This window comes from Propionispora sp. 2/2-37, from assembly GCF_001298735.1.
Taxonomy (GTDB): domain Bacteria; phylum Bacillota; class Negativicutes; order Propionisporales; family Propionisporaceae; genus Propionispora.
The window spans coordinates 174,237-192,693 of sequence record NZ_CYSP01000006.1 but is presented as its reverse complement, the minus strand read 5'-3'; the positions used below and the strand labels follow the sequence as shown (position 1 = coordinate 192,693).

Genomic DNA, 18,457 nt, shown 5'->3' with positions numbered 1-18,457 from the left:
TGTTTTGCTAATATTTTTTCTCCATTTATTTTCAAAATCCTTCCATTTTTCGTATATTATGCATTTTTCTTCATCTTATTTTATTCTTTTCATCCTTATGTTGACAGGTAGCCTATAGTTGTGTATAATTTATAAATGTGAGTACGGGGCGTAGCGCAGTTTGGTAGCGCGCTTGGTTCGGGACCAAGAGGCCGCAGGTTCAAGTCCTGTCGCCCCGACCATGTAAATTTAGTATCTTCCTGATGTTGATGAGGTTATAATGACCATAACATGAGTTAGCTTCTAACATTCTTCTAACGGATAACTAGAAATTATATATAATAACACATTAAACAAAACTCTTACCTTAATGGTAAGAGTTTTGTTTTTTCTTTACTATAACAAAAACTCTCCGTCCGGCCACGACCGAAACGGGGAGTTTTTATGCTGATTGCTAGCTTTCTTTTTAGATTTCTTAATCTTGTCAATTTTAGCCATACTTGCCTCTAACATGGCCATAAGATCAACAATCTGATTACCTTTCCCTATTCATATTGGTAAAGCTTTTTTATCAGGCCCATTATTTATGTATACTCTTATAAAATCTCATGTTCATTGGCGCTTCAGATCACTGCTCCTCTATTCTCATTAAACCAATGACGTGTCTTATTACAGAAATTACATACTGACAGCATAACAGGTACTTCGACTAATACGCCTACAACTGTTACAAGAGTAGCCCCAGATTTTAGTCCAAACAACGAAATACTAACTGCCACAGCTAATTCAAAAAAATTACTAGCACCGATTAATGCACCTGGCGCAGCAATGTTATGCGGTACTTTAAAATATTTGGCGAGAAAATATGCTAATGATGAGTTAAAATACACCTGTATGGTTATAGGAATAGCCACTAAAATAATGTTTCCCCAATTGGCTAAAATCACTTCACCCTGAAATGCGAAAATGATAATCAAAGTTGCAAGAAGCGCAATGATTGTAACTGGCTTTAATGGAGCAAGAAACTTCGTATTAAACCACTCCTCGCCTTTGAGGGAAAGAAGTAACTTTCTTGTAAGATATCCAGCTCCAAGCGGTATTACGATATATAGAAGTACGGACATGAGTAATACGTCTTTTGGAACTACGATATTTGATACTCCTAATAAAAGCATTACAATGGGTGCGAATAAAACTAGCATAAGCAAATCGTTAATAGCGACTTGGACCAAAGTATATGCCGGGTCACCATCTGTCAGGTAACTCCATACGAATACCATAGCTGTACAAGGTGCAGCGGCTAGAAGAATCACTCCTGCCATATATTCATTTGCCAAATCTTGACCGATAACAGGTAAGAACAGGTTTTTGAAAAACAGCCAGCCTAGCAATGCCATACTAAACGGTTTTACAATCCAATTTACAAATAAGGTAATTAAAAGTCCTTTTGGTTTCTCACCAACCTTTACTATTGCTGAAAAGTCGATCTTTAACATCATGGGGTAAATCATCAGCCAGATTAGTACTGCAATGGATAGATTAACATGACTGACTTCCATCTGGCTAAGGGCATTGATAGCAGAAGGAAAGAGCTTTCCTAGGGAAATTCCCACAACGATGCAAAGAGCTACCCAAATACTTAAATATCTTTCAAAAAAATCCAGCCTTTTTTCTGACATTAAATCAAGCCTCCTATTGGTTATCAAAAGTATCTTCAATCCATTTTTTTATCTCTTCTCTTACGGCAGCAACCCCTTTTAAGATTTTATCTTCAGATCCCGTAAACTTTGACGGATCAGAGAAGCTCTTATGGATGCGTTTTTTCGCATGGGGAAAATACGGGCAAGCCTCCTTGGCATTGTCGCAAACCGTAACAACGTAATCAAATTCGTCCTCAAGAAACTCTTGTAAATGTTTAGATCGATGACTACTAAGATCAATCCCGATCTCAGCCATTGATTTAAAAACATAGGGATTTACTCTTGTAACCTCAGTTCCGGCACTATAAGACCATATCGATCTCCATATAAAGCTCTTAACAATCCTTCCGCCATTTGTGAACGGGCAGAGTTATGCGTACAGAGAAATAAAACCATTTTCTTTTTCATGAAAAATTGCCTCCTAAGATTGCTACTCTTACAAATTAAAGCTATTTACGATTTTGTGAGCAAGGATGTTGCCGTTCATTTTTCCCTAACTGATGATCCATACGCCTAAAAAAACTGCTTACTAATTCAAAGACTTCCGGAGCAAGACTATAATAGATCCACTTTCCATCTCTTACATCTGTTACTAGCCCTGCGTGTTTAAGTATTTTTAGATGGTGAGAAATAACGGGCTGTGTCTTATCGAAAGCCTCTAATATATCGCAAACACACAGCTCTTTACCTAGAAGCATTTCAATTATTTTAAGACGGGTTTCATCTCCAAAAGCTTTAAAAATAACTGATAAAGAGTTCATGATATAACCTCGTTTCTATCTGATAAATGTATTTATAATATACTCTTTGATACTGTCTCTTACAGTTCGGACTTGAGCAAGAATTTCTTCTTCAGACCCTGTAAACTCCAAAGGATCAGGAAAACTCTGTTCATAGGTTCTAGCGCCATAGTAGAAAGAGCAAAGTTCCTTTGATTTATCACATAAAGTTACAACGTGGTTAAAATTAATATCTCGGTATTCCTGAATGAATTTTGAGCGATGATTTGATAAACTGATACCGATTTCTTCCATAGCTTTAACTACGTAGGGATTAATAGACGTCGGTTCTGTTCCCGCACTAAAAACTTCGTATTTGTTCCCGCGTAAGTCACGTAACAAACCTTCTGTCATTTGAGAACGGGCGGCATTATGGGTACAAAGAAAAAGTACTTTTTCTTTCAATGGATGCATTATCTTTCCCCTCTTATATATATATTTATATATGTCTATATATTACAGTCATTATCCTAGCGTATCAAGTGTTCTCATATTAAAAGTTTGTTAACCTTTAGGTAGTACATCGCAAAAAAGAAAGGTAGTGGAAACTTCCCATAGCCACGCCGTGCTAATTCCATGGTACGGCAAGGAAGCGATATCTTGGATTTAATTAAGTGATGTCGAATTAGAGTCAAGCAAAATAAAATAAGCCCGGCAGCAGAAGCTTCCGGATCACCTGGAAATAGCATCTGATCAACACGGAAGCACTTCTTAAATTATAAGCAAAACTCCCCGCCCGGCCTAAACCAAAATGGGGAGTTATATTCTATAAGCTACTCATGATTTTTTCGTTAGCTTCATCCATTGCTTGACTTAAAGCTTTAGTAATTGGATCTTTATAACCTACATCACCAAATACAGTTTTATTTTCCGAAAGTCCGGTCGTTTGGAACGAAATTACTTTATCCTGTTCTACATTGTAAAATTTATAGCGCAACTTGGACTTTGTTACTACTTTTGACTGAAAAAAACTGATATGCCGCGTAGTTATTAATTGTGATATCTCCATAGCGATAACATAATCAGCATTCGTTTCCTTTGCAACAGTTGACAAAACCTCTTTGTCGGGAAGTTCCATATTAGATGCATCATAACCAGCAACATTTAACGCTTTTTGTACATCCACAATAGGAATCATTTTAAATTTATCATTTGAATACTGTTCAGAATATTTATTGTCGATAGTTTCTTTTATATAGCCCTTTGTTTCCTCTGATGAGTTAATGTAAGGAATGATTGCAATTCTATAATCTGGCTTGCTAAATGGTGTTTTAACAGGTTCTTCGGCAAACACAGTACCTATTGAAATTAAAAACAAACATAGAATTGAAAGAATTGTAAACAAAGATAATTTTCTCATATGGACACTCCCATTCTACTATAATCAACTATGTAAATTATATACTTAATCAATTGTCAAAATTTGTCGAATTACAGAACAACAAAAAACCCGGCAGACGAATAGGATACACACTCTGCATAATAACAGGATATTCTTGTGCGCCCTAAAACCGAAACGGGAAGTTTTATGCTGATTCCTGGTTTCTGAATGTATGGCAATAAATTCTGGCCATTTACTACGACAAAAGTCTTATTTAGATCGTCAAAATCTAGATCCGGTAACAAAGCACCGCAAACAAAAATGGTTTTCCGGTTATAACACTCCAAAAAAGTTGAAACTACTGCAATGGCCATTCTAACTGATATGAATCGTGGTGTATGGTTGGCCAAACACCCTATCAGGCAAAAGGTGCGGCCTAAAGATATCAAAGAAAGCCGTACTTAAAGAAAAAGGATGGACAAATCCCGATCAGCTTGTTAATATACAGTTAGCCAATGGTCGTCCTATAGCCCTGATTACGTCGACAGGCGGTTTGCAATTCCTTAAACATAGGCAAAGCCACAGGTCATCTCCCTGAGGCGGAAAGGACACATATGATCTACATCATCACTTATAATATGAAGGTCGACCATCCTAATTACGATAAAGTCTCCACTGCGATTCAATCTCTGGGACAGGCGGTACCTGCTTTAAAATCCGTTTGGCTACTGGACAGTCAATACGATGCCAACCAGGTATTCGAAACGTTGGGCCGTTACTTACAACATGATGATCGACTGTTTGTTGCGGAAATAACCGACAATAGTATGGGGTGGATCGACCAGCCGGCCAGCTTTTGGCTAAGCCAGAAATTTGGCCTATACTAAAAAATCCCAACAACAAAGAGATTAAATGCCTTTGTTGAAGATATTCTCATGATCAGCGTTTTCAAATATTACAGGTTTTTCACATGCGGGATCTAAATTTTTTGATCTTTTCTCACTTGCTGAATAGCGATGCCAGCATAATAACTACCATATATAGCATGATAATCCCCGTAAAAAATACAATTGGATTACTCCATTCACGATTAACTTTCACTTCATAAAAACCCTCTCTCTTTTGCCGCAGCTTGTTCTTAATAATATAACCTTCATCAAACTAATAAGTGTTGCTTTAGAAAATTGTTGATTTAACGGCCAACTCTTTAATTGCTTTTTCTAAAACAACTTTAAACGAGGTATCCGATTTACCTTTTAGAAAGCAGCGCTTCTGTTTATCCTGCCTTTTTAATCCATCCTTGTAAATACTTGTGACCGGAGCTATCATCATCTATGGAGCTCCTTATTTCCATTTTTTTACACATATTCGATAAATGGAAATAAATTCCTTTTTTGCATTGAACAGTAAAACATTATACCCGGTCCCCATTAAAGCATACTTCAGAACTATGACAAAATAATGACCAGCCACAGTTGTCTCTAAACAAAAAGAGGGCATATTAGCCCTCTTTTTTACATCTCATCAACCATTTTATCTTTTTTCGCACCGGCAATCACTGCATCGGCAATCCGCTGCGGAACTTCTTCATAATGTGAAAACTTCATGTCAAAGCAGCCCCGTCCCTGGGTAAGTGAACGCAAATCCAAGGCATAACGGAACACCTCTGCCAGGGGTGCTTGCGCTCTAACCACACCGATCCCGGCCCCCACGTTCTCCATTCCCAGTATCCGGCCCCGCTTGCCGTTCAAGTCACCGATGATATCACCCATCAATTGCTCCGGAATTTCAACCTCTATATTGCAAATCGGTTCTAACAGGACCGGTTTGGCTTGTAGCACTCCCTTGCGCAAAGCTAAACCACTGGCTATTTTAAATGCCATTTCCGATGAATCTACCGTGTGATAAGACCCATCTGTCAACGTAACCTTTACATCAACAATAGGAAAACCGGCCAAAACTCCACCAGCCAGGGCTTCACGCACACCCTTTTCCACTGCCGGAATATACTGGCGTGGCACAGCACCGCCAAAAATTGAATCCTGAAATACAAACCCCGCCCCCGGCTCCAGTGGTTCAATTTGCAGCCAGACATGCCCGTATTGTCCATGTCCGCCACTTTGTTTTTTATGTTTTCCCTCTATCTTAACAGCGCTCCTGATCGTTTCACGGTAAGGGATTTTGGGCTGACTCAGCAATACATCCACACCAAATTTCCGTTTCAGGCGTTCAACCATGATATCAATATGCAGTTCTCCCATACCGCTGATTACAAGCTGGGGCGGCTCTGTCTCCTTATGCATCACCAAGGTGGGATCTTCATCCAAAAGGCGCTGCAAAGCGCTCCCGATTTTGTCTTCATCGTTGCGGTTCCTGGCCTCCAGACGCATGGAGAACATAGGCTTAGGATAATCTATCGGTAAAAAAACAATCGGTCTGTCTTTATCACACAAAGAATCTCCCGTCGCAGTATCCTGCAATTTGGCCACAACACCAATATCTCCCGCCCGCAGGACCGGAACAGTTTCCTGCTGCTTCCCCCGCAAAGTAAACAGGTTACCGATACGTTCTACCTTTCCTTTACTCGCATTATAAACCGAACTGTCCGGTTTTAGCATACCGGAAAATACCCGGATATAGCTAAGCCTTCCGACAAAAGGATCGGCAGTGGTTTTAAAAACCATGGCCGAAAATGCATCATTTGCTTTTCGTTCCAACACCTCCTGCGTTAACGGATGATATCCTATGACGTTTTTTTTAACAGCAGGGGGCAGATAATGGACCGCAGCATCCAGAAGCAGCGGCAAAGCAACGTTTTTATAAGCTGAACCGCACAGTATCGGAAAAAGTTCAGCCCGGGATATTCCGTTCAACAATCCCCCCGCAATTTCCGCCGTACTTAGTTCCTCTCCTTCCAGGTATTTTTCCAATAAATCATCATCGGCTTCAGCTGCCATATCCAGCAGTTCTTGCCGGGCTGCCTCAGCCTGCGGCAGCATGCTCTCCGGGATAGCGCTCTCTACTTCCTGAGTCCCCTGCGTAAGCACCGCTTTCATCGTCAGTAAATTAACCACACCAGAAAACTCCTCCTGAGCACCGATAGGTATTTCAATGGGAATGGCCCGCTTGCCGAATTTTCCCTGTATTTGCTCGACAGTACCGAAAAAATCCGCATTTTCCCTGTCCATTTTATTAACAAACAACATGCGCGGCATTTTCAAATTTTCGGCATACTGCCATACTTTTTCGGTTTCGACTTCCACTCCCGATACGGCACATACAACTACTAGTGCACTGTCAACTGCCCGTAAACCGCCTTTTACTTCAGACACAAAATCGGCATATCCCGGCGTATCTAAAAAATTGATTTTATGGTCTTTCCATTCACACGGCGCCAGCGCAGCACCAATAGTAACTTTACGTTTTATTTCTTCCGGTTCAAAATCAGTTGTTGTACTGCCGTCATCAACACGTCCTAGGCGTTTTACAGCACCTGCAGTGAACAGCAGTGCCTCCAGCAACGACGTCTTTCCGGCGCTGCCGTGAGCAACAATTCCTATATTCCGGATTTTATCACCTGCATACTCCTTCATAACGACCCCCCTTAACAGATTGGCAGTTCCTGAAACAAAAGAAAAATTGATCGAATTTTTTTTTTATTCTCTATTTATAGAAAATTATCCTTCTTTTTAATTTATTCGGGAGGAACAAAATAAATAACCGCCCTATTGATTAAGGCGGTATCGTGGATATAAAAACCTATGAGGGTTTACAAAACAGCCGTACAATTTTACGCAATGGTGCCGGTACGGACATAATATATACTTTCAGCAATTTCACCACACTCGCCTCCTAATTGGTTGCCTACACATCGTTTTTTACATTGTATGATGAATTTGCATACTTTGTGCCACAGCCTGCCGGCATGGCAATAAATTTTCATTTGGATAACCGGGATTCTGCCCTGATAAGTATAAAACATAAGTCAGACAAGCGGTTTAACAATACCGGGACGTGTTCACTAATCCGTTCTTGCCTAGCCAGGCGTAGAACATTGCGCTCCGCGCGCCTGGTAACTGTTCGGGCCATATCCAATGCAGCCGCACCGGGCGTATCCCCCGGGATTAGAAATGCCTTTAACGGCGGCAGTTCTTCCTCCAGCTTGTCAATCGTTTTCTCCATATAGACAATATGATCCAAAGAAACAAAATCGGTCTCTTGAGTACTGGCAAGATCAGCCATAACTGGCATTAAGATTTTCTGCAATTCATACACAACGTCACGCACCTGCTGCTGGCAGCAGGTAGCTCTTGCCAGGCCCAATGCCGAATTCACTTCATCTACGGAACCATAGGCTTCTACCCGCAAGCAGTCTTTTTCTACCCGTTCGCCGGTCAACAAAGCGGTCGTACCTTTATCACCTGTTTTGGTATATACCTTCAAGGCAGCCCACTCCCATTAAAAAATTTCATGTTCCTTAAAAAAAATATTAATTTCCCGTTCCGCATTGACCGGACTATCTGAACCATGAATCACATTATGCGACATAACGGTAGCATAATCACCCCGTATGGTTCCCGGAGCCGAATCTAAAGGATTGGTGGTACCCATCATAGCACGCACCATTTTCACCGCGTTTTCTCCACGTACAATCATAGCTATAACCGGACCGGATGTAATGAAGTCGACCAAGCCTGCAAAAAAAGGTTTATTTTGATGTTCCTCATAATGCGCACCAGCCTGTTCCCGCGAAAGCTTCATCATCTTCATAGCTGCAATTTTCAATCCACGACGCTCGAAACGGGCGATAATTTCGCCAGTGATAGCTCTTTCTACTGCATCCGGTTTTAATAATACTAAACTGTTTTCTACCATATAAATTAGTCCCTCCTGTTATTTTGATTAAAGATAACTCTGTGCTTCTTTGTAATAATCCAGCGCAGACTGGCGGATAGCTGCTACTTCCTCCTCAGTCAGCATACGTACAACTCTGCCGGGTGATCCCAACACCAGCGAATTAGGTGGTATTTTTTTATGCTCAGTAACCAGAGACCCCGCACCAATAATACAATTTTCGCCGATCTCACAATAACTCAGCAAAATTGCCCCCATACCAATAAGACAATTATCAGCAACCGTACAGCCGTGAATAACCGCATTATGTCCCACGGTAACATAATCTCCGATAACGGCCGGATGATCATGCATAACATGTACCGTACAATTGTCCTGAATATTGGTATACTTACCGATACGGATGGGGTGCATGTCTCCCCGCAAAACGGTATTATACCAGATATTTGACTTTTCACCAATACTCACATTCCCGATGACCCAAGCTCCCTGTGCAAGAAATACACTATCGTCCACCTGCGGGGAAACACCCTTAACTGTAATTAACGGACGATTCGCCATTTACATCACCAAATCCCTATATTGTTTGTCATCTAACCGTTTTAGCACAGCAATTAGCAAATCTACGGCCGCTTCATAGTCGTCACGATGAATGATGCTGTGATGGCTGTGTAAATAGCGGGTGGGGATGCTCAATACCAGGCTGGGCACTCCCTGTCCGTGAATATGTATCCGCCCTGCATCCGTACCGCCGCCTTCCGTAAATTCCAACTGATAGGGAATATGATTCTGCTCAGCCGTTTCAATAACAAAATCACGCAGCTTGGTATGAGGAATCATACTTGCATCATAGATACAGATAGCTACTCCCTTGCCAAGCTTACTGGCCGCCTGGTCGGTCGTCACTCCCGGAGTATCTCCGGCAACACAGGTATCGACGGCAAAAGCAATATCCGGATCAATCACTCCCGCGCTGGTTTTTGCTCCCCGTAAGCCAACCTCTTCCTGTACCGTCCCCACGCCATACACTGTATTGGGATGTATTTCCTGCTGCAGTGCCGCCATCACATCGGCAATAATCGCGCAACCGATCCGGTTATCCCACGCTTTTGCCATCAAGAGACGGGGATTTTTCATTACAGTAAATTCACTGTACGGGACAACAGCATCGCCTGGTCGCACGCCAAATTCCCTGGCTTCTTCTTCGCTGGATGCACCAATATCAATATACATTTCTTTTTTGGGTACAATTTTTTTCCGTTCTTCCGGAGTCAATATATGCGGCGGTTTGCTGCCAATTACTCCGGGTATGTCCCCCCTGGAGGTAAGCACGGTAACCCTTTGTCCCAACATGACTTGCTCCCACCAGCCACCCAGTGTGCTAAATTTCAAAAAACCTTCCTTGGTAATGTTTTTAACCATAAAACCAATTTCGTCCATGTGACCGGCCAGCATGATCTTGGGCATATGGTTTGTTCCCTGTTTCTTAAAAATGATACTGCCTATTTTATCATAGGAAACTTCCGCTATACCGTGCAGCCGTTTTTTCAACAATTCTTTAACGCGGTGTTCAAATCCTGAAACGCCTGGAGTCTCTGCCATTTGTTTTAACCAACCTGTTGTGTTATCTTCCAAACGTATCCCTCCTGTCTGTCATAGGATCAGTGTATGCCTTATAAGACTTAATATTCTACTTTATCATTATAGTGGAGATAATAGGCTCTTGTCAAAGATTATCAGCTCAAATCACTTCATACAGTCCTATATCCAAAAAAATGATCATTTTCACCAAAAAGAATCCACTGAAGCTTGTCCAGTGGATTCAACCTAGCATCTCATATTTTCAGCCATCGCCTTCAACCGCTTGACTCGTTCCTGTGTGCCAGGATGTGTACTAAAAAGATTCATGATCCAACTGTCTGTACCACTGATAAACGGATTAACAATAAACATATGCGATGTCGGTGGCGTAGCCTCCGGCATAACCTTTTGCGCTGCGTATCGTTCAATTGTTTCCAGTGCCCTGGCTAGTACTAGCGGCTTGCCGGATATACCCGCACCGGTCTCATCAGCCAGATACTCCCGCGAACGGGAAACTCCCAGTTGAATGATACCTGCCGCTAACGGAGCCAGTATGACCAGGCATACAGCTTCCAGAATTCCTCTGATAGAATTATTTTCATCATTCCCGTGTCCGGTTCTCCAAAATACCGTCCAGCGAACAAGGTGAGCCAGCATCGTAATCACACCGGCTATACTGGCTACCATACCGCTTATCAATGTATCTCTGTTCTTGATATGGGCAAGCTCATGGGCAACTACAGCTTCCAGTTCCTCGCGGTCAACCAGCCGCATCAGCCCGGCCGTAACAGCCACAGCCGCCTGCCGGGGATTGCGCCCGGTGGCAAAAGCATTGGGAACTTCCGTTTGAATAATATATACTTTAGGCATGGCTATCTTGGCTTTTTGCGCCAGCAAAGACACTATGCGGATCAAATCAGGATTTGTTTTAATGCTGGCTTCTTGAGCACCATACATAGTGAGCACAATTTTGTCACTAAACCAATAGCTTACAAAATTAGCCAGCATGGATAGAACAAACATGACCGTCATGCCCTTACTGCCGCCCAAAAGGCTGCCAATTCCCAGTAAAAGGCCTGTCAGACCGGCAAGCAAAACAGTTGTTCTCAGCCTATTCATACTAAACCCCCGAGCGTTAATTTACATGAGACTACTGATACCGTTCGCCATAATCCTACTCCCTGAGGCATGTATTATAATTATATGTAATTTAATAAAAATTAACAATAGCCCAATTTCATATTTTTTCCATTTTTTCCTTAATATGACGCAGCATATTCATACTGTTAGCTTTGACCTTTTTTTTAAGAATAGGATTCAGCAGGCCGGCAATCATCGGTACCCCAAATTCAAAATCAACTGTCAGTTTAATTTCCGTACCGCCACCATCCATTGGAGTCAGAATCCACTCTCCAGCAAATTTCTTTAAATCACCTGTAATTTGCCGGTAAGCAATATGCATATTTTGATCATCAAACGTATCCTTTTCCGTCCACTTAATGATACGCCCGTCCACATTGGACACCCATTGACTAACTGTAGTGTTGCCATCACGTTCCACTATGCTAACACTCTCTAAATCGGGCATAAATTCAGGATATTTTTCCATTTCTTTTAGAATCGGATATATGCTTTTCCGTTCACAATCAACCGCCAGAGCCACTTCTACGTAAGGCATGTTTATCCCTCCTCTATAAATCGTCGATCATACTATGCGCTATTTGTGCCGATTCGCCAATGGCATGAACAATCTGATCAACTGCGACAACAGGAATAGTCAACGGCGGCTCCAGACGAATAACCTTGGGATTATTCAGAGTATAGGCCACTAGAACCCCCCGTGTTATCAGCTCGGACATCATTACCCCGCCAGCACCCTCTTTCGTAAGCGCAATTCCGATCATTAGCCCTCTGCCGCGTACCTCCTCTATAACATCGGGATACGCTTTTCTGACTTGCTCCAGGCAACTGACAAAATACTTGCCTGTCGCCGCTGCCTGCCCCGGCAAATCTTCTTCCTGTATTACCCGGACAGCGGCTAAAGCCGCTGCACAAGCCAATGGGTTGCCGCCAAACGTCGAAGTATGTAAAAAGGGACTGACAATATATTTGTCCCAAACAGCCGGCCTGGCAATAAAGGCTCCCACCGGCATCACGCCTCCGCCCAGGGCTTTAGCCAAAGTCATAATATCCGGGACCACATTAAAATGCTCGACAGCAAACATTTTCCCCGTTCTCCCCAGCCCTGTCTGCACTTCATCACAGATCAGTAGTGACCCATACTGGTCGCACAAGCTCCGTACAGCCGCCAAATATCCCTCCGGCGGTACCACAATGCCTCCCTCACCCTGGATAGGCTCGACAATCACTGCCGCAACCCGCTCGTTCATCGTTTCTTCCATAGCATGGATATCGCCATAGGGCACATGCCTAAATCCGTCCAACAACGGCCTGAAAGGATCGCAGAACAAATCCCGTCCAGTCGCACTTAATGCACCGAAAGTTTTTCCATGAAAAGCATTAACCGTAGAAACAAACTCTTCCCGTCCTGTATGCAGTCTGGCAAGTTTCAATGCACCCTCTACCGCCTCCGTACCACTATTAACCAAAAAGCTGTATTGCAGATTTCCGGGAGTGATCTCACTTAATACAGCAGCCAATTCGCCCATTGTTTGATTAAATAACACCTTGCCGGAAAGTGGCATACGGTCTAACTGCCTCTTAACCGACTCAACTACTTTAGGGTGCCGGTGACCCAAACTAAAAACGCCATACCCCCCCAGACAGTCAATATATTGATGCCCGTCAATATCTTCAATCAGATAACCTTCTGCCCGGTATTCCACAGTTGCTAGCCCCATAAACCGAAATAGCCTGGCAATGGCCGGATTGACAAATTGTTCATAATTGGCGATCGTTTCACTGACTATGGTTTTGGAATCCATAATACACCTCCATGATTGTGGCATATATTTCTATTTATACATAAAAAGACTAAATTTTATGCGTAAAATCCACATCGGATGTATTTATGGCAAGAAAACCTTCCTTTATCGAGAACAGACTAGTAAAACGCAACTAGCCTTGACTTTTAAACAATCCAATAAATAAAAAAAGATTCCCAAGAGAATCCTCGAAAATCTAAATTACGCGATAATGGTGCGGTAGACTGGATTTGAACCAGCACGAGGTTGCCCCCGCTAGCCCCTCAAGCTAGTGCGTCTGCCATTCCGCCACTACCGCTCTTATAGCATTCATATTAGTTTTGGTGCGGTCGAGTGGATTTGAACCACCACGAGGTTGCCCCCACTAGCTCCTGAGGCTAGCGCGTCTGCCGTTCCGCCACGACCGCATTAGCATCTGTAGTCACCAAACCGTCAATTCTTGCAAAAAACTTCCAACATATAAAGAAATCTTCAGGATTATGTCACCGTTTTCAGTTGGCAGCTTGTCAACCACAAGTGATATTTTAGCACACATAACATTAAATAGCAAGTAGTTTTATAAAAATATTTGTAACAGATAATTACAAACTTGATTCTATGATTATAACCTATAATAATACTTAAAATTTATGGATAACCATTCCGTACATAAGGAGGATGCTAGTCGTGCCTTTTCCTGCCCAAAAACAGCAAATTACGGAAGGCATTCATCAACTTATCCGGGCCTATTCAGGCGAGTGACAACAGACGAGCAACTTATTGATTATGTCGGCGGCCGTATGAAAAACTTCGTCGAAACATATGCCAGCAAAACATTTGAGTTCAACTTTGACTTGCTGCTGCCTCCCGGCATATCCAGTACTTTTGACAAATATCACAGAGATGCCGTACTTAACGGTTTATATAACTCCTCCTTGCAGTCAAAAGACGATCCAAATTAAGCCAGCCTGCATGACTTAGTATAAAAACAGTTGTAATCGTCGTTTTCCCTATGTACCGGAAAATGTGATCTCAAATATTGCTTGACATTGGATAAATTTAGTAGGATACTGATATAAAAGGAGAGAGATAAAAGTGTCTGTGACAATTTCAAACAATCAGGCTTATCTAGTCGAAAAACCAAATTTATCGGCTGAACAGCAGCAGCGCATTAATCGAGCCCTTAATGACATCAGCAGGCCGGGGAGCAGAGCGTCAGCTTCAGACAATCCCGCCTATATCCTAGATTTGAGCGATACTGCGACCAGCCAGACAACTGAACGAGTACAGGCATCACAAAATAAGTTGAATGCTGGAACCGTTACGGATAAAGACAACCCTGCTTATATTGTCGAGCTAAGTACCGCTGCCATTGAATTGCAGAAACAGGCCTCCAATCCTTTGCAGGACCGGACAAAACCCACATCGAAAACGTTAATTGCACAATTATAAAGCTGGCATTTTCCTATGCCAGCTTTTATTTATGCTTTCCGAAAGCTATTTAGCACTAAAGCCCCATTCCCAGGCATTCCATAAGCTGCCCGCTAACGTCGGATTGGCTTTGTAATTTTCCAAATTATTTCTGATTACATCAATATTGGTATGATAATATAACGGCACTACAGGGTATTCCTGACTTAATATATCCTGTATGCGAAAATAGGCTTGCTTACGGGTTTCGATATCCAACGTATGCAACGCTTGTCCGGTTAAAGCATCCACTTCCGCATTGCGCCAGCCGGGATAATTTTGCCCCGTATATCCATTGTTTCTGCTCGGAATATATTTGGAATTCCATAAACTGATATTATCCGGATCGTTGCCGCCAAACCATGCGTAAAGAGCGGTTTCAAACCGTCTGTTTTTCAGCATGTCGCTAAAGAACACCCCTTTTTCCACAGGACGCACTTCGACTGCAATGCCAAGTTCCTGCAGTTCTTGTGCTATCATTTGTGCTACCGCTTCCCGTGTTTTATCCTCCAGTGGTACTGCCAAAGAAAAGCGCAACCGTTTTTGACCTTTGGCAAATATTCCTTCCGGACCGGGCTGCCAGCCGGCTTCCGTTAATAATTGTCTCGCCTTATCCACATCACGTCCCGCTGGTACTGCCGCAGGGTTATATGCCCACGAGATAGGTGGTTGATCGCCGGCTGCCGGAACGGCAGTCCCTTTAAGAATTTGAGTTGTAATAGCCTGGCGGTCAATCCCCAATGCAATGGCCTGCCTCACTTTAACATCCTGGAACAATTCATTGTCTAAATTAAAATCCATATGCTCCCAGATCATATTGGGTACAATGACCACCTTTACCCCCTCGATGGCTTTAATTTGGTCCAACTGCAAAAAATCGATATTGCAAGCTATATCAATTTCACCGGACTTAAGTTGAGACAGTAAGAGATTAAACTCCGGTATGACTTTGTATTCAATTTCATCCAACAGAGGTTTACCACGAAAAAACTGAGGATTTGCTTCCAAAAAAATGGCTTCCGCCATACGCCATTCTTTTAGTTTAAAAGGTCCTGTACCAATCGGTGCACGATTAAATTCCGCTTTGTTGATATCAGGTACATTTTCCAGAATATGTTTGGGCAAAATAAACGGAAATAAATTCAAGTAAGACGCATACGCTTCCTTAAATCTGACAATAACAGTTGAAGCATCCGGAGTGTCAATAGCAGCTATTTTATTATAACCTTCACGCGAAACCACATTAACCTTGGGATTCATAATCATTTGCCAGGTAAATTTAACATCCTCTGCGGTGAATGGGGCACCGTCGTGCCAGGTTACTCCTTCCCTAAGCTTGTAAGTAATCGTTAGTCCATCCCGGCTAACTCCGCCGTTTTGCACACTGGGAACCGCAACTGCCAGATCAGGTAACCATTCTCCCTTTTCATTGGTAATTAGCAAACCATTAAAAATCAAACTGCTCACTTCGGATACGGAAAGCAGATCGGACAACAGGGGGTTTAAGGTGTTAGGTTCTTGAAGGCTGCCATATGTCAACTGCCCTCCGGCCTTGATTTTTCCCTGCATAGCTCCTGGTTTTTGTTGTGCTCCAGGTTCTTCCGGCTTAGCACAGCCAGTGGTAAATAGTGCTGCTACCATGATACTGACCAAAATTAGTTTATAGAAATACCGCAAAAGTACACCTCATTTCCCAACAGCATGCCTGCCCTTATTTCCTATTCGGCTTGATATAATTCCTGATAGCGTGCCTTACTCGCAAGCACCTTCTTTACATACTCACGCGTTTCCCGAAAGGGAATCCCCTCTATTCCCGCAAAATCAAATGACCATTGATACTGCTCCATCCAGTGCTTAACATTGCCCCGGCCGCCATTATAAGCAGCGAGCATCAATATCTCGTTACTGTTAAACTCCTTCTTCAGAGAAGATAAATACCATGCACCCAGTCTGATGCTCACTTCCGGATCGTCAAGCTGTTTTATGGAAAAATCAGTAAATTCCAGCTGTGTCGCAACCCACTCCGCCGTTTCCGGCATCATCTGCATAAGACCCATAGCACCTTTAGGCGAACGTGCTTTCACCAAAAACTTGCTTTCTGCCCTGATAACACTGGCAACAAGAAAAGGGTCCAGATCATTTTCCAGGGCATATTTAAAAATAATAGCTTCATATGGCAAAGGATAAACATACTTTTTCTGAAACCAACCGCTACAATATACGGCATAGGCGCCAACAACTAGAATCAGCACACCGGCAACCAGGATTCTCATCCGGGTTATTATACACAAGACCATCACTCCGTTACTGTTATCCTATATAATTACAAATTATGCGGCGTGCAACAAAAACATACTTCTTTTACAGACTTTTTCCCGTATTCTTCTGCAGATTACGCCAGGCTGCCAGTACGTATTGCTTCATAGTTTCTTTATCCGTATTATTGTCAATGAGGACATCCGCATAATTCCGTTTTTCCTCCAGGCTCATCTGTGCATCAATTCGCTGCAATGCCTGTTCACGAGTTAGACCACTCCGAGCCATTAACCGTCTAATCTGATTTTCGCGGTTAACATATACAACCCATAGTTCATCAACCGCTTCCTGCCATCCTGCTTCAATTAACAGTGGGATATCCAGAACAACAACGCTACACCCCTCCTGCCCGGCTTTTGCTATCTGCCGGTTAATCTCCTCCCGAATAGCAGGATGGGTAACATGATTCAGCCATGTCCGCAAAGCGGAATCATTAAATACGGCATCCCCCAGTTTTTTTCTGTTGATGCTCCGGTCAGCAAGCAAAATCTCACTCCCAAAGCGCTCGACAATTTTCTGCCATACAGGTTTTCCCTCTTCCATAACTTGATGTGCAATACGGTCAGCATCAATAATGCGACAGCCATTTTCTTTCAAAATGGTACTGACCGTACTTTTCCCGCTGGCAATCCCACCGGTTAATCCAATGATATACATACTTCCTCCCAACTGCTGCAAAGGTTTCTACTGCTGGCAATACGGGCAGTAATGAGTCCCACGGCCAGCCACAACCGTTTTAACGATGGGGGTACCGCAAATACGGCAAGGTTGTGCCTGCCGGCCATACACCTGCAAATGCTCCTGATGGCTGCCACGCCTTCCCGCACCGTCACGATAATCGCGGAAACTTGTCCCACCATTATCTATCCCGGCCTGGATAACTTGATTGACAGCATAATATAGTCTTTCTATTTCTTTATCCAGCAGACAGTCAGCCCTTCGCTCCGGATGGATTCCAGCCTGTGCCAGGCTTTCATCTACATATATATTGCCCAAACCGCTAACAAGCGCCTGATTCAGCAATACGGCTTTGATTTTCCCCGGACGTTTTTTGAGCATAGCACTAAAATACACAAGAGAAAACTCCAGAGTTAAAGGTTCCGGTCCTAGGTGCTGCAAGCCGGAAATGCGCCACAGCTCATTTTCTTCCATTAAATATAGTGTTCCCAAAGTACGGGTATCCGCATACAATAACACATCGCCATTATCCAGAGTAAAAAGAATGCGCATATATTTATCCCGCGCCTCATCCTTGTGCTGAAAATACAGACGTCCTGTCATCCGTAAGTGGACAACCATCACCATGTTTTCATCTAAATGAAACAGTAAATATTTGCCGCGCCGTGTTAACTGCCTGATCCGTTTCCCGGTAATCATGGCTTGAAACTCTCCGGGACCCGGCCATTTTATCAGGCGTGGCAGCAATAACTCTACTTTCTTTATTACACGTTGGGAAACTTTATCCGCCAGCGTTCGGCGGATGGTCTCCACTTCCGGCAATTCCGGCATAGTAACTCCTCCATATCGGACAGG

General features: G+C 42.9%; 20 protein-coding genes and 3 tRNA genes. 3 read left to right on the top strand and 20 right to left on the bottom strand.

The window, feature by feature from the left end; genetic code table 11:
- The first annotated feature begins 144 nt into the window (after nt 1-144).
- Nucleotides 145-221 (top strand) — tRNA-Pro (locus P22_RS08275).
- A 381-nt stretch (nt 222-602) separates the two neighbouring features.
- Here the strand turns inward: P22_RS08275 and arsB are convergent.
- From arsB to P22_RS08250, 6 genes are all read right to left on the bottom strand, one after another.
- Nucleotides 603-1,658 carry an ACR3 family arsenite efflux transporter gene (arsB, locus tag P22_RS08270; protein WP_054259754.1) on the bottom strand — a complete coding sequence of 352 codons (1,056 nt, stop codon included), beginning with the start codon at nt 1,656-1,658 and terminating at the stop codon, nt 603-605.
- A 13-nt stretch (nt 1,659-1,671) separates the two neighbouring features.
- The gene (locus tag P22_RS08265; protein ID WP_255351794.1) at nt 1,672-1,935 is read right to left on the bottom strand and encodes an arsenate reductase ArsC; all 264 of its coding nucleotides are present in this window, start codon (nt 1,933-1,935) and stop codon (nt 1,672-1,674) included.
- Nucleotides 1,936-1,955: 20 nt separating this feature from the next.
- Nucleotides 1,956-2,087 (bottom strand): arsenate reductase/protein-tyrosine-phosphatase family protein, encoded by a 132-nt coding sequence (locus P22_RS21370; RefSeq protein WP_255351793.1) that lies wholly within the window; start codon nt 2,085-2,087, stop codon nt 1,956-1,958.
- Nucleotides 2,088-2,128: 41 nt separating this feature from the next.
- Nucleotides 2,129-2,440, bottom strand: a complete 312-nt coding sequence (locus tag P22_RS08260) for an ArsR/SmtB family transcription factor (protein WP_054259753.1) — start codon at nt 2,438-2,440, stop codon at nt 2,129-2,131.
- A gap of 15 nt (nt 2,441-2,455) precedes the next feature.
- Nucleotides 2,456-2,872 (bottom strand): arsenate reductase ArsC, encoded by a 417-nt coding sequence (locus P22_RS08255; protein WP_054259752.1) that lies wholly within the window; start codon nt 2,870-2,872, stop codon nt 2,456-2,458.
- Between the two features lie 352 nt (nt 2,873-3,224).
- Entirely contained in the window at nt 3,225-3,818 is a 594-nt protein-coding gene (locus P22_RS08250; protein ID WP_054259751.1) for a hypothetical protein, read from the bottom strand.
- Between the two features lie 575 nt (nt 3,819-4,393).
- Here P22_RS08250 and P22_RS08240 point away from each other — a divergent pair.
- Nucleotides 4,394-4,666, top strand: coding sequence for a hypothetical protein (locus P22_RS08240; RefSeq protein WP_054259749.1), 273 nt, complete (start codon nt 4,394-4,396; stop codon nt 4,664-4,666).
- 627 nt (nt 4,667-5,293) lie between these two features.
- Here P22_RS08240 and fusA read toward each other — a convergent pair.
- From fusA to P22_RS08190, 10 genes are all read right to left on the bottom strand, one after another.
- Entirely contained in the window at nt 5,294-7,372 is a 2,079-nt protein-coding gene (gene fusA, locus P22_RS08235; protein WP_054259748.1) for an elongation factor G, read from the bottom strand.
- A 346-nt stretch (nt 7,373-7,718) separates the two neighbouring features.
- Entirely contained in the window at nt 7,719-8,222 is a 504-nt protein-coding gene (locus P22_RS08230) for a cob(I)yrinic acid a,c-diamide adenosyltransferase (RefSeq protein WP_054259747.1), read from the bottom strand.
- Nucleotides 8,223-8,237: 15 nt separating this feature from the next.
- On the bottom strand, nt 8,238-8,654 hold the full coding sequence (gene ndk, locus P22_RS08225; RefSeq protein ID WP_054259746.1) for a nucleoside-diphosphate kinase: 417 nt from the start codon (nt 8,652-8,654) through the stop codon (nt 8,238-8,240).
- Nucleotides 8,655-8,681: 27 nt separating this feature from the next.
- The gene (locus tag P22_RS08220; RefSeq protein ID WP_054259745.1) at nt 8,682-9,194 is read right to left on the bottom strand and encodes a gamma carbonic anhydrase family protein; all 513 of its coding nucleotides are present in this window, start codon (nt 9,192-9,194) and stop codon (nt 8,682-8,684) included.
- Nucleotides 9,195-10,268: a M42 family metallopeptidase gene (locus P22_RS08215; RefSeq protein WP_255351792.1), complete on the bottom strand. Its 1,074-nt coding sequence runs from the start codon at nt 10,266-10,268 to the stop codon at nt 9,195-9,197.
- Between the two features lie 192 nt (nt 10,269-10,460).
- Nucleotides 10,461-11,333, bottom strand: coding sequence for a zinc metalloprotease HtpX (locus tag P22_RS08210; RefSeq protein ID WP_054259744.1), 873 nt, complete (start codon nt 11,331-11,333; stop codon nt 10,461-10,463).
- A 118-nt stretch (nt 11,334-11,451) separates the two neighbouring features.
- Nucleotides 11,452-11,892 carry a type II toxin-antitoxin system RatA family toxin gene (locus P22_RS08205; protein WP_054259743.1) on the bottom strand — a complete coding sequence of 147 codons (441 nt, stop codon included), beginning with the start codon at nt 11,890-11,892 and terminating at the stop codon, nt 11,452-11,454.
- A 13-nt stretch (nt 11,893-11,905) separates the two neighbouring features.
- Nucleotides 11,906-13,159, bottom strand: a complete 1,254-nt coding sequence (locus tag P22_RS08200) for an aminotransferase class III-fold pyridoxal phosphate-dependent enzyme (RefSeq protein ID WP_082378438.1) — start codon at nt 13,157-13,159, stop codon at nt 11,906-11,908.
- Nucleotides 13,160-13,371: 212 nt separating this feature from the next.
- A tRNA-Leu gene (locus tag P22_RS08195) sits at nt 13,372-13,457 on the bottom strand.
- A gap of 23 nt (nt 13,458-13,480) precedes the next feature.
- Nucleotides 13,481-13,566, bottom strand: a tRNA-Leu gene (locus P22_RS08190).
- 667 nt (nt 13,567-14,233) lie between these two features.
- On the opposite strand from P22_RS08190, the gene P22_RS08180 reads away from it, so the two are divergent.
- A complete protein-coding gene (locus tag P22_RS08180) occupies nt 14,234-14,590 on the top strand; it encodes a hypothetical protein (RefSeq protein ID WP_054259740.1) in 357 nt (118 codons plus the stop codon).
- A gap of 45 nt (nt 14,591-14,635) precedes the next feature.
- Here P22_RS08180 and P22_RS08175 read toward each other — a convergent pair whose 3' ends face one another.
- The 4 genes from P22_RS08175 to mutM form a co-directional block, all read right to left on the bottom strand.
- A complete protein-coding gene (locus tag P22_RS08175) occupies nt 14,636-16,285 on the bottom strand; it encodes a peptide ABC transporter substrate-binding protein (protein ID WP_235814591.1) in 1,650 nt (549 codons plus the stop codon).
- Nucleotides 16,286-16,326: 41 nt separating this feature from the next.
- Complete coding sequence (locus tag P22_RS08170; RefSeq protein ID WP_235814593.1) at nt 16,327-16,905, bottom strand: lytic transglycosylase domain-containing protein; 579 nt, start codon at nt 16,903-16,905, stop codon at nt 16,327-16,329.
- A 64-nt stretch (nt 16,906-16,969) separates the two neighbouring features.
- Nucleotides 16,970-17,581: a dephospho-CoA kinase gene (gene coaE, locus P22_RS08165; protein ID WP_054259738.1), complete on the bottom strand. Its 612-nt coding sequence runs from the start codon at nt 17,579-17,581 to the stop codon at nt 16,970-16,972.
- 27 nt (nt 17,582-17,608) lie between these two features.
- Nucleotides 17,609-18,433 (bottom strand): DNA-formamidopyrimidine glycosylase, encoded by an 825-nt coding sequence (gene mutM, locus P22_RS08160; RefSeq protein WP_054259737.1) that lies wholly within the window; start codon nt 18,431-18,433, stop codon nt 17,609-17,611.
- Nucleotides 18,434-18,457 lie beyond the last annotated feature (24 nt).

What these genes read in the sequence shown, in the direction of transcription:
- mutM (WP_054259737.1), bottom strand. Translation starts at nt 18,433, where the DNA reads ATGCCGGAATTGCCGGAAGTGGAGACCATCCGCCGAACGCTGGCGGAT.
- P22_RS08265 (WP_255351794.1), bottom strand. Translation starts at nt 1,935, where the DNA reads ATGGCTGAGATCGGGATTGATCTTAGTAGTCATCGATCTAAACATTTA.
- coaE (WP_054259738.1), bottom strand. Translation starts at nt 17,581, where the DNA reads ATGTATATCATTGGATTAACCGGTGGGATTGCCAGCGGGAAAAGTACG.
- P22_RS08210 (WP_054259744.1), bottom strand. Translation starts at nt 11,333, where the DNA reads ATGAATAGGCTGAGAACAACTGTTTTGCTTGCCGGTCTGACAGGCCTT.
- ndk (WP_054259746.1), bottom strand. Translation starts at nt 8,654, where the DNA reads ATGGTAGAAAACAGTTTAGTATTATTAAAACCGGATGCAGTAGAAAGA.
- P22_RS08255 (WP_054259752.1), bottom strand. Translation starts at nt 2,872, where the DNA reads ATGCATCCATTGAAAGAAAAAGTACTTTTTCTTTGTACCCATAATGCC.
- P22_RS08170 (WP_235814593.1), bottom strand. Translation starts at nt 16,905, where the DNA reads ATGGTCTTGTGTATAATAACCCGGATGAGAATCCTGGTTGCCGGTGTG.
- fusA (WP_054259748.1), bottom strand. Translation starts at nt 7,372, where the DNA reads ATGAAGGAGTATGCAGGTGATAAAATCCGGAATATAGGAATTGTTGCT.
- arsB (WP_054259754.1), bottom strand. Translation starts at nt 1,658, where the DNA reads ATGTCAGAAAAAAGGCTGGATTTTTTTGAAAGATATTTAAGTATTTGG.
- P22_RS08205 (WP_054259743.1), bottom strand. Translation starts at nt 11,892, where the DNA reads ATGCCTTACGTAGAAGTGGCTCTGGCGGTTGATTGTGAACGGAAAAGC.
- P22_RS08200 (WP_082378438.1), bottom strand. Translation starts at nt 13,159, where the DNA reads ATGGATTCCAAAACCATAGTCAGTGAAACGATCGCCAATTATGAACAA.
- P22_RS08250 (WP_054259751.1), bottom strand. Translation starts at nt 3,818, where the DNA reads ATGAGAAAATTATCTTTGTTTACAATTCTTTCAATTCTATGTTTGTTT.
- P22_RS08260 (WP_054259753.1), bottom strand. Translation starts at nt 2,440, where the DNA reads ATGAACTCTTTATCAGTTATTTTTAAAGCTTTTGGAGATGAAACCCGT.
- P22_RS08220 (WP_054259745.1), bottom strand. Translation starts at nt 9,194, where the DNA reads ATGGCGAATCGTCCGTTAATTACAGTTAAGGGTGTTTCCCCGCAGGTG.
- P22_RS08240 (WP_054259749.1), top strand. Translation starts at nt 4,394, where the DNA reads ATGATCTACATCATCACTTATAATATGAAGGTCGACCATCCTAATTAC.
- P22_RS21370 (WP_255351793.1), bottom strand. Translation starts at nt 2,087, where the DNA reads ATGAAAAAGAAAATGGTTTTATTTCTCTGTACGCATAACTCTGCCCGT.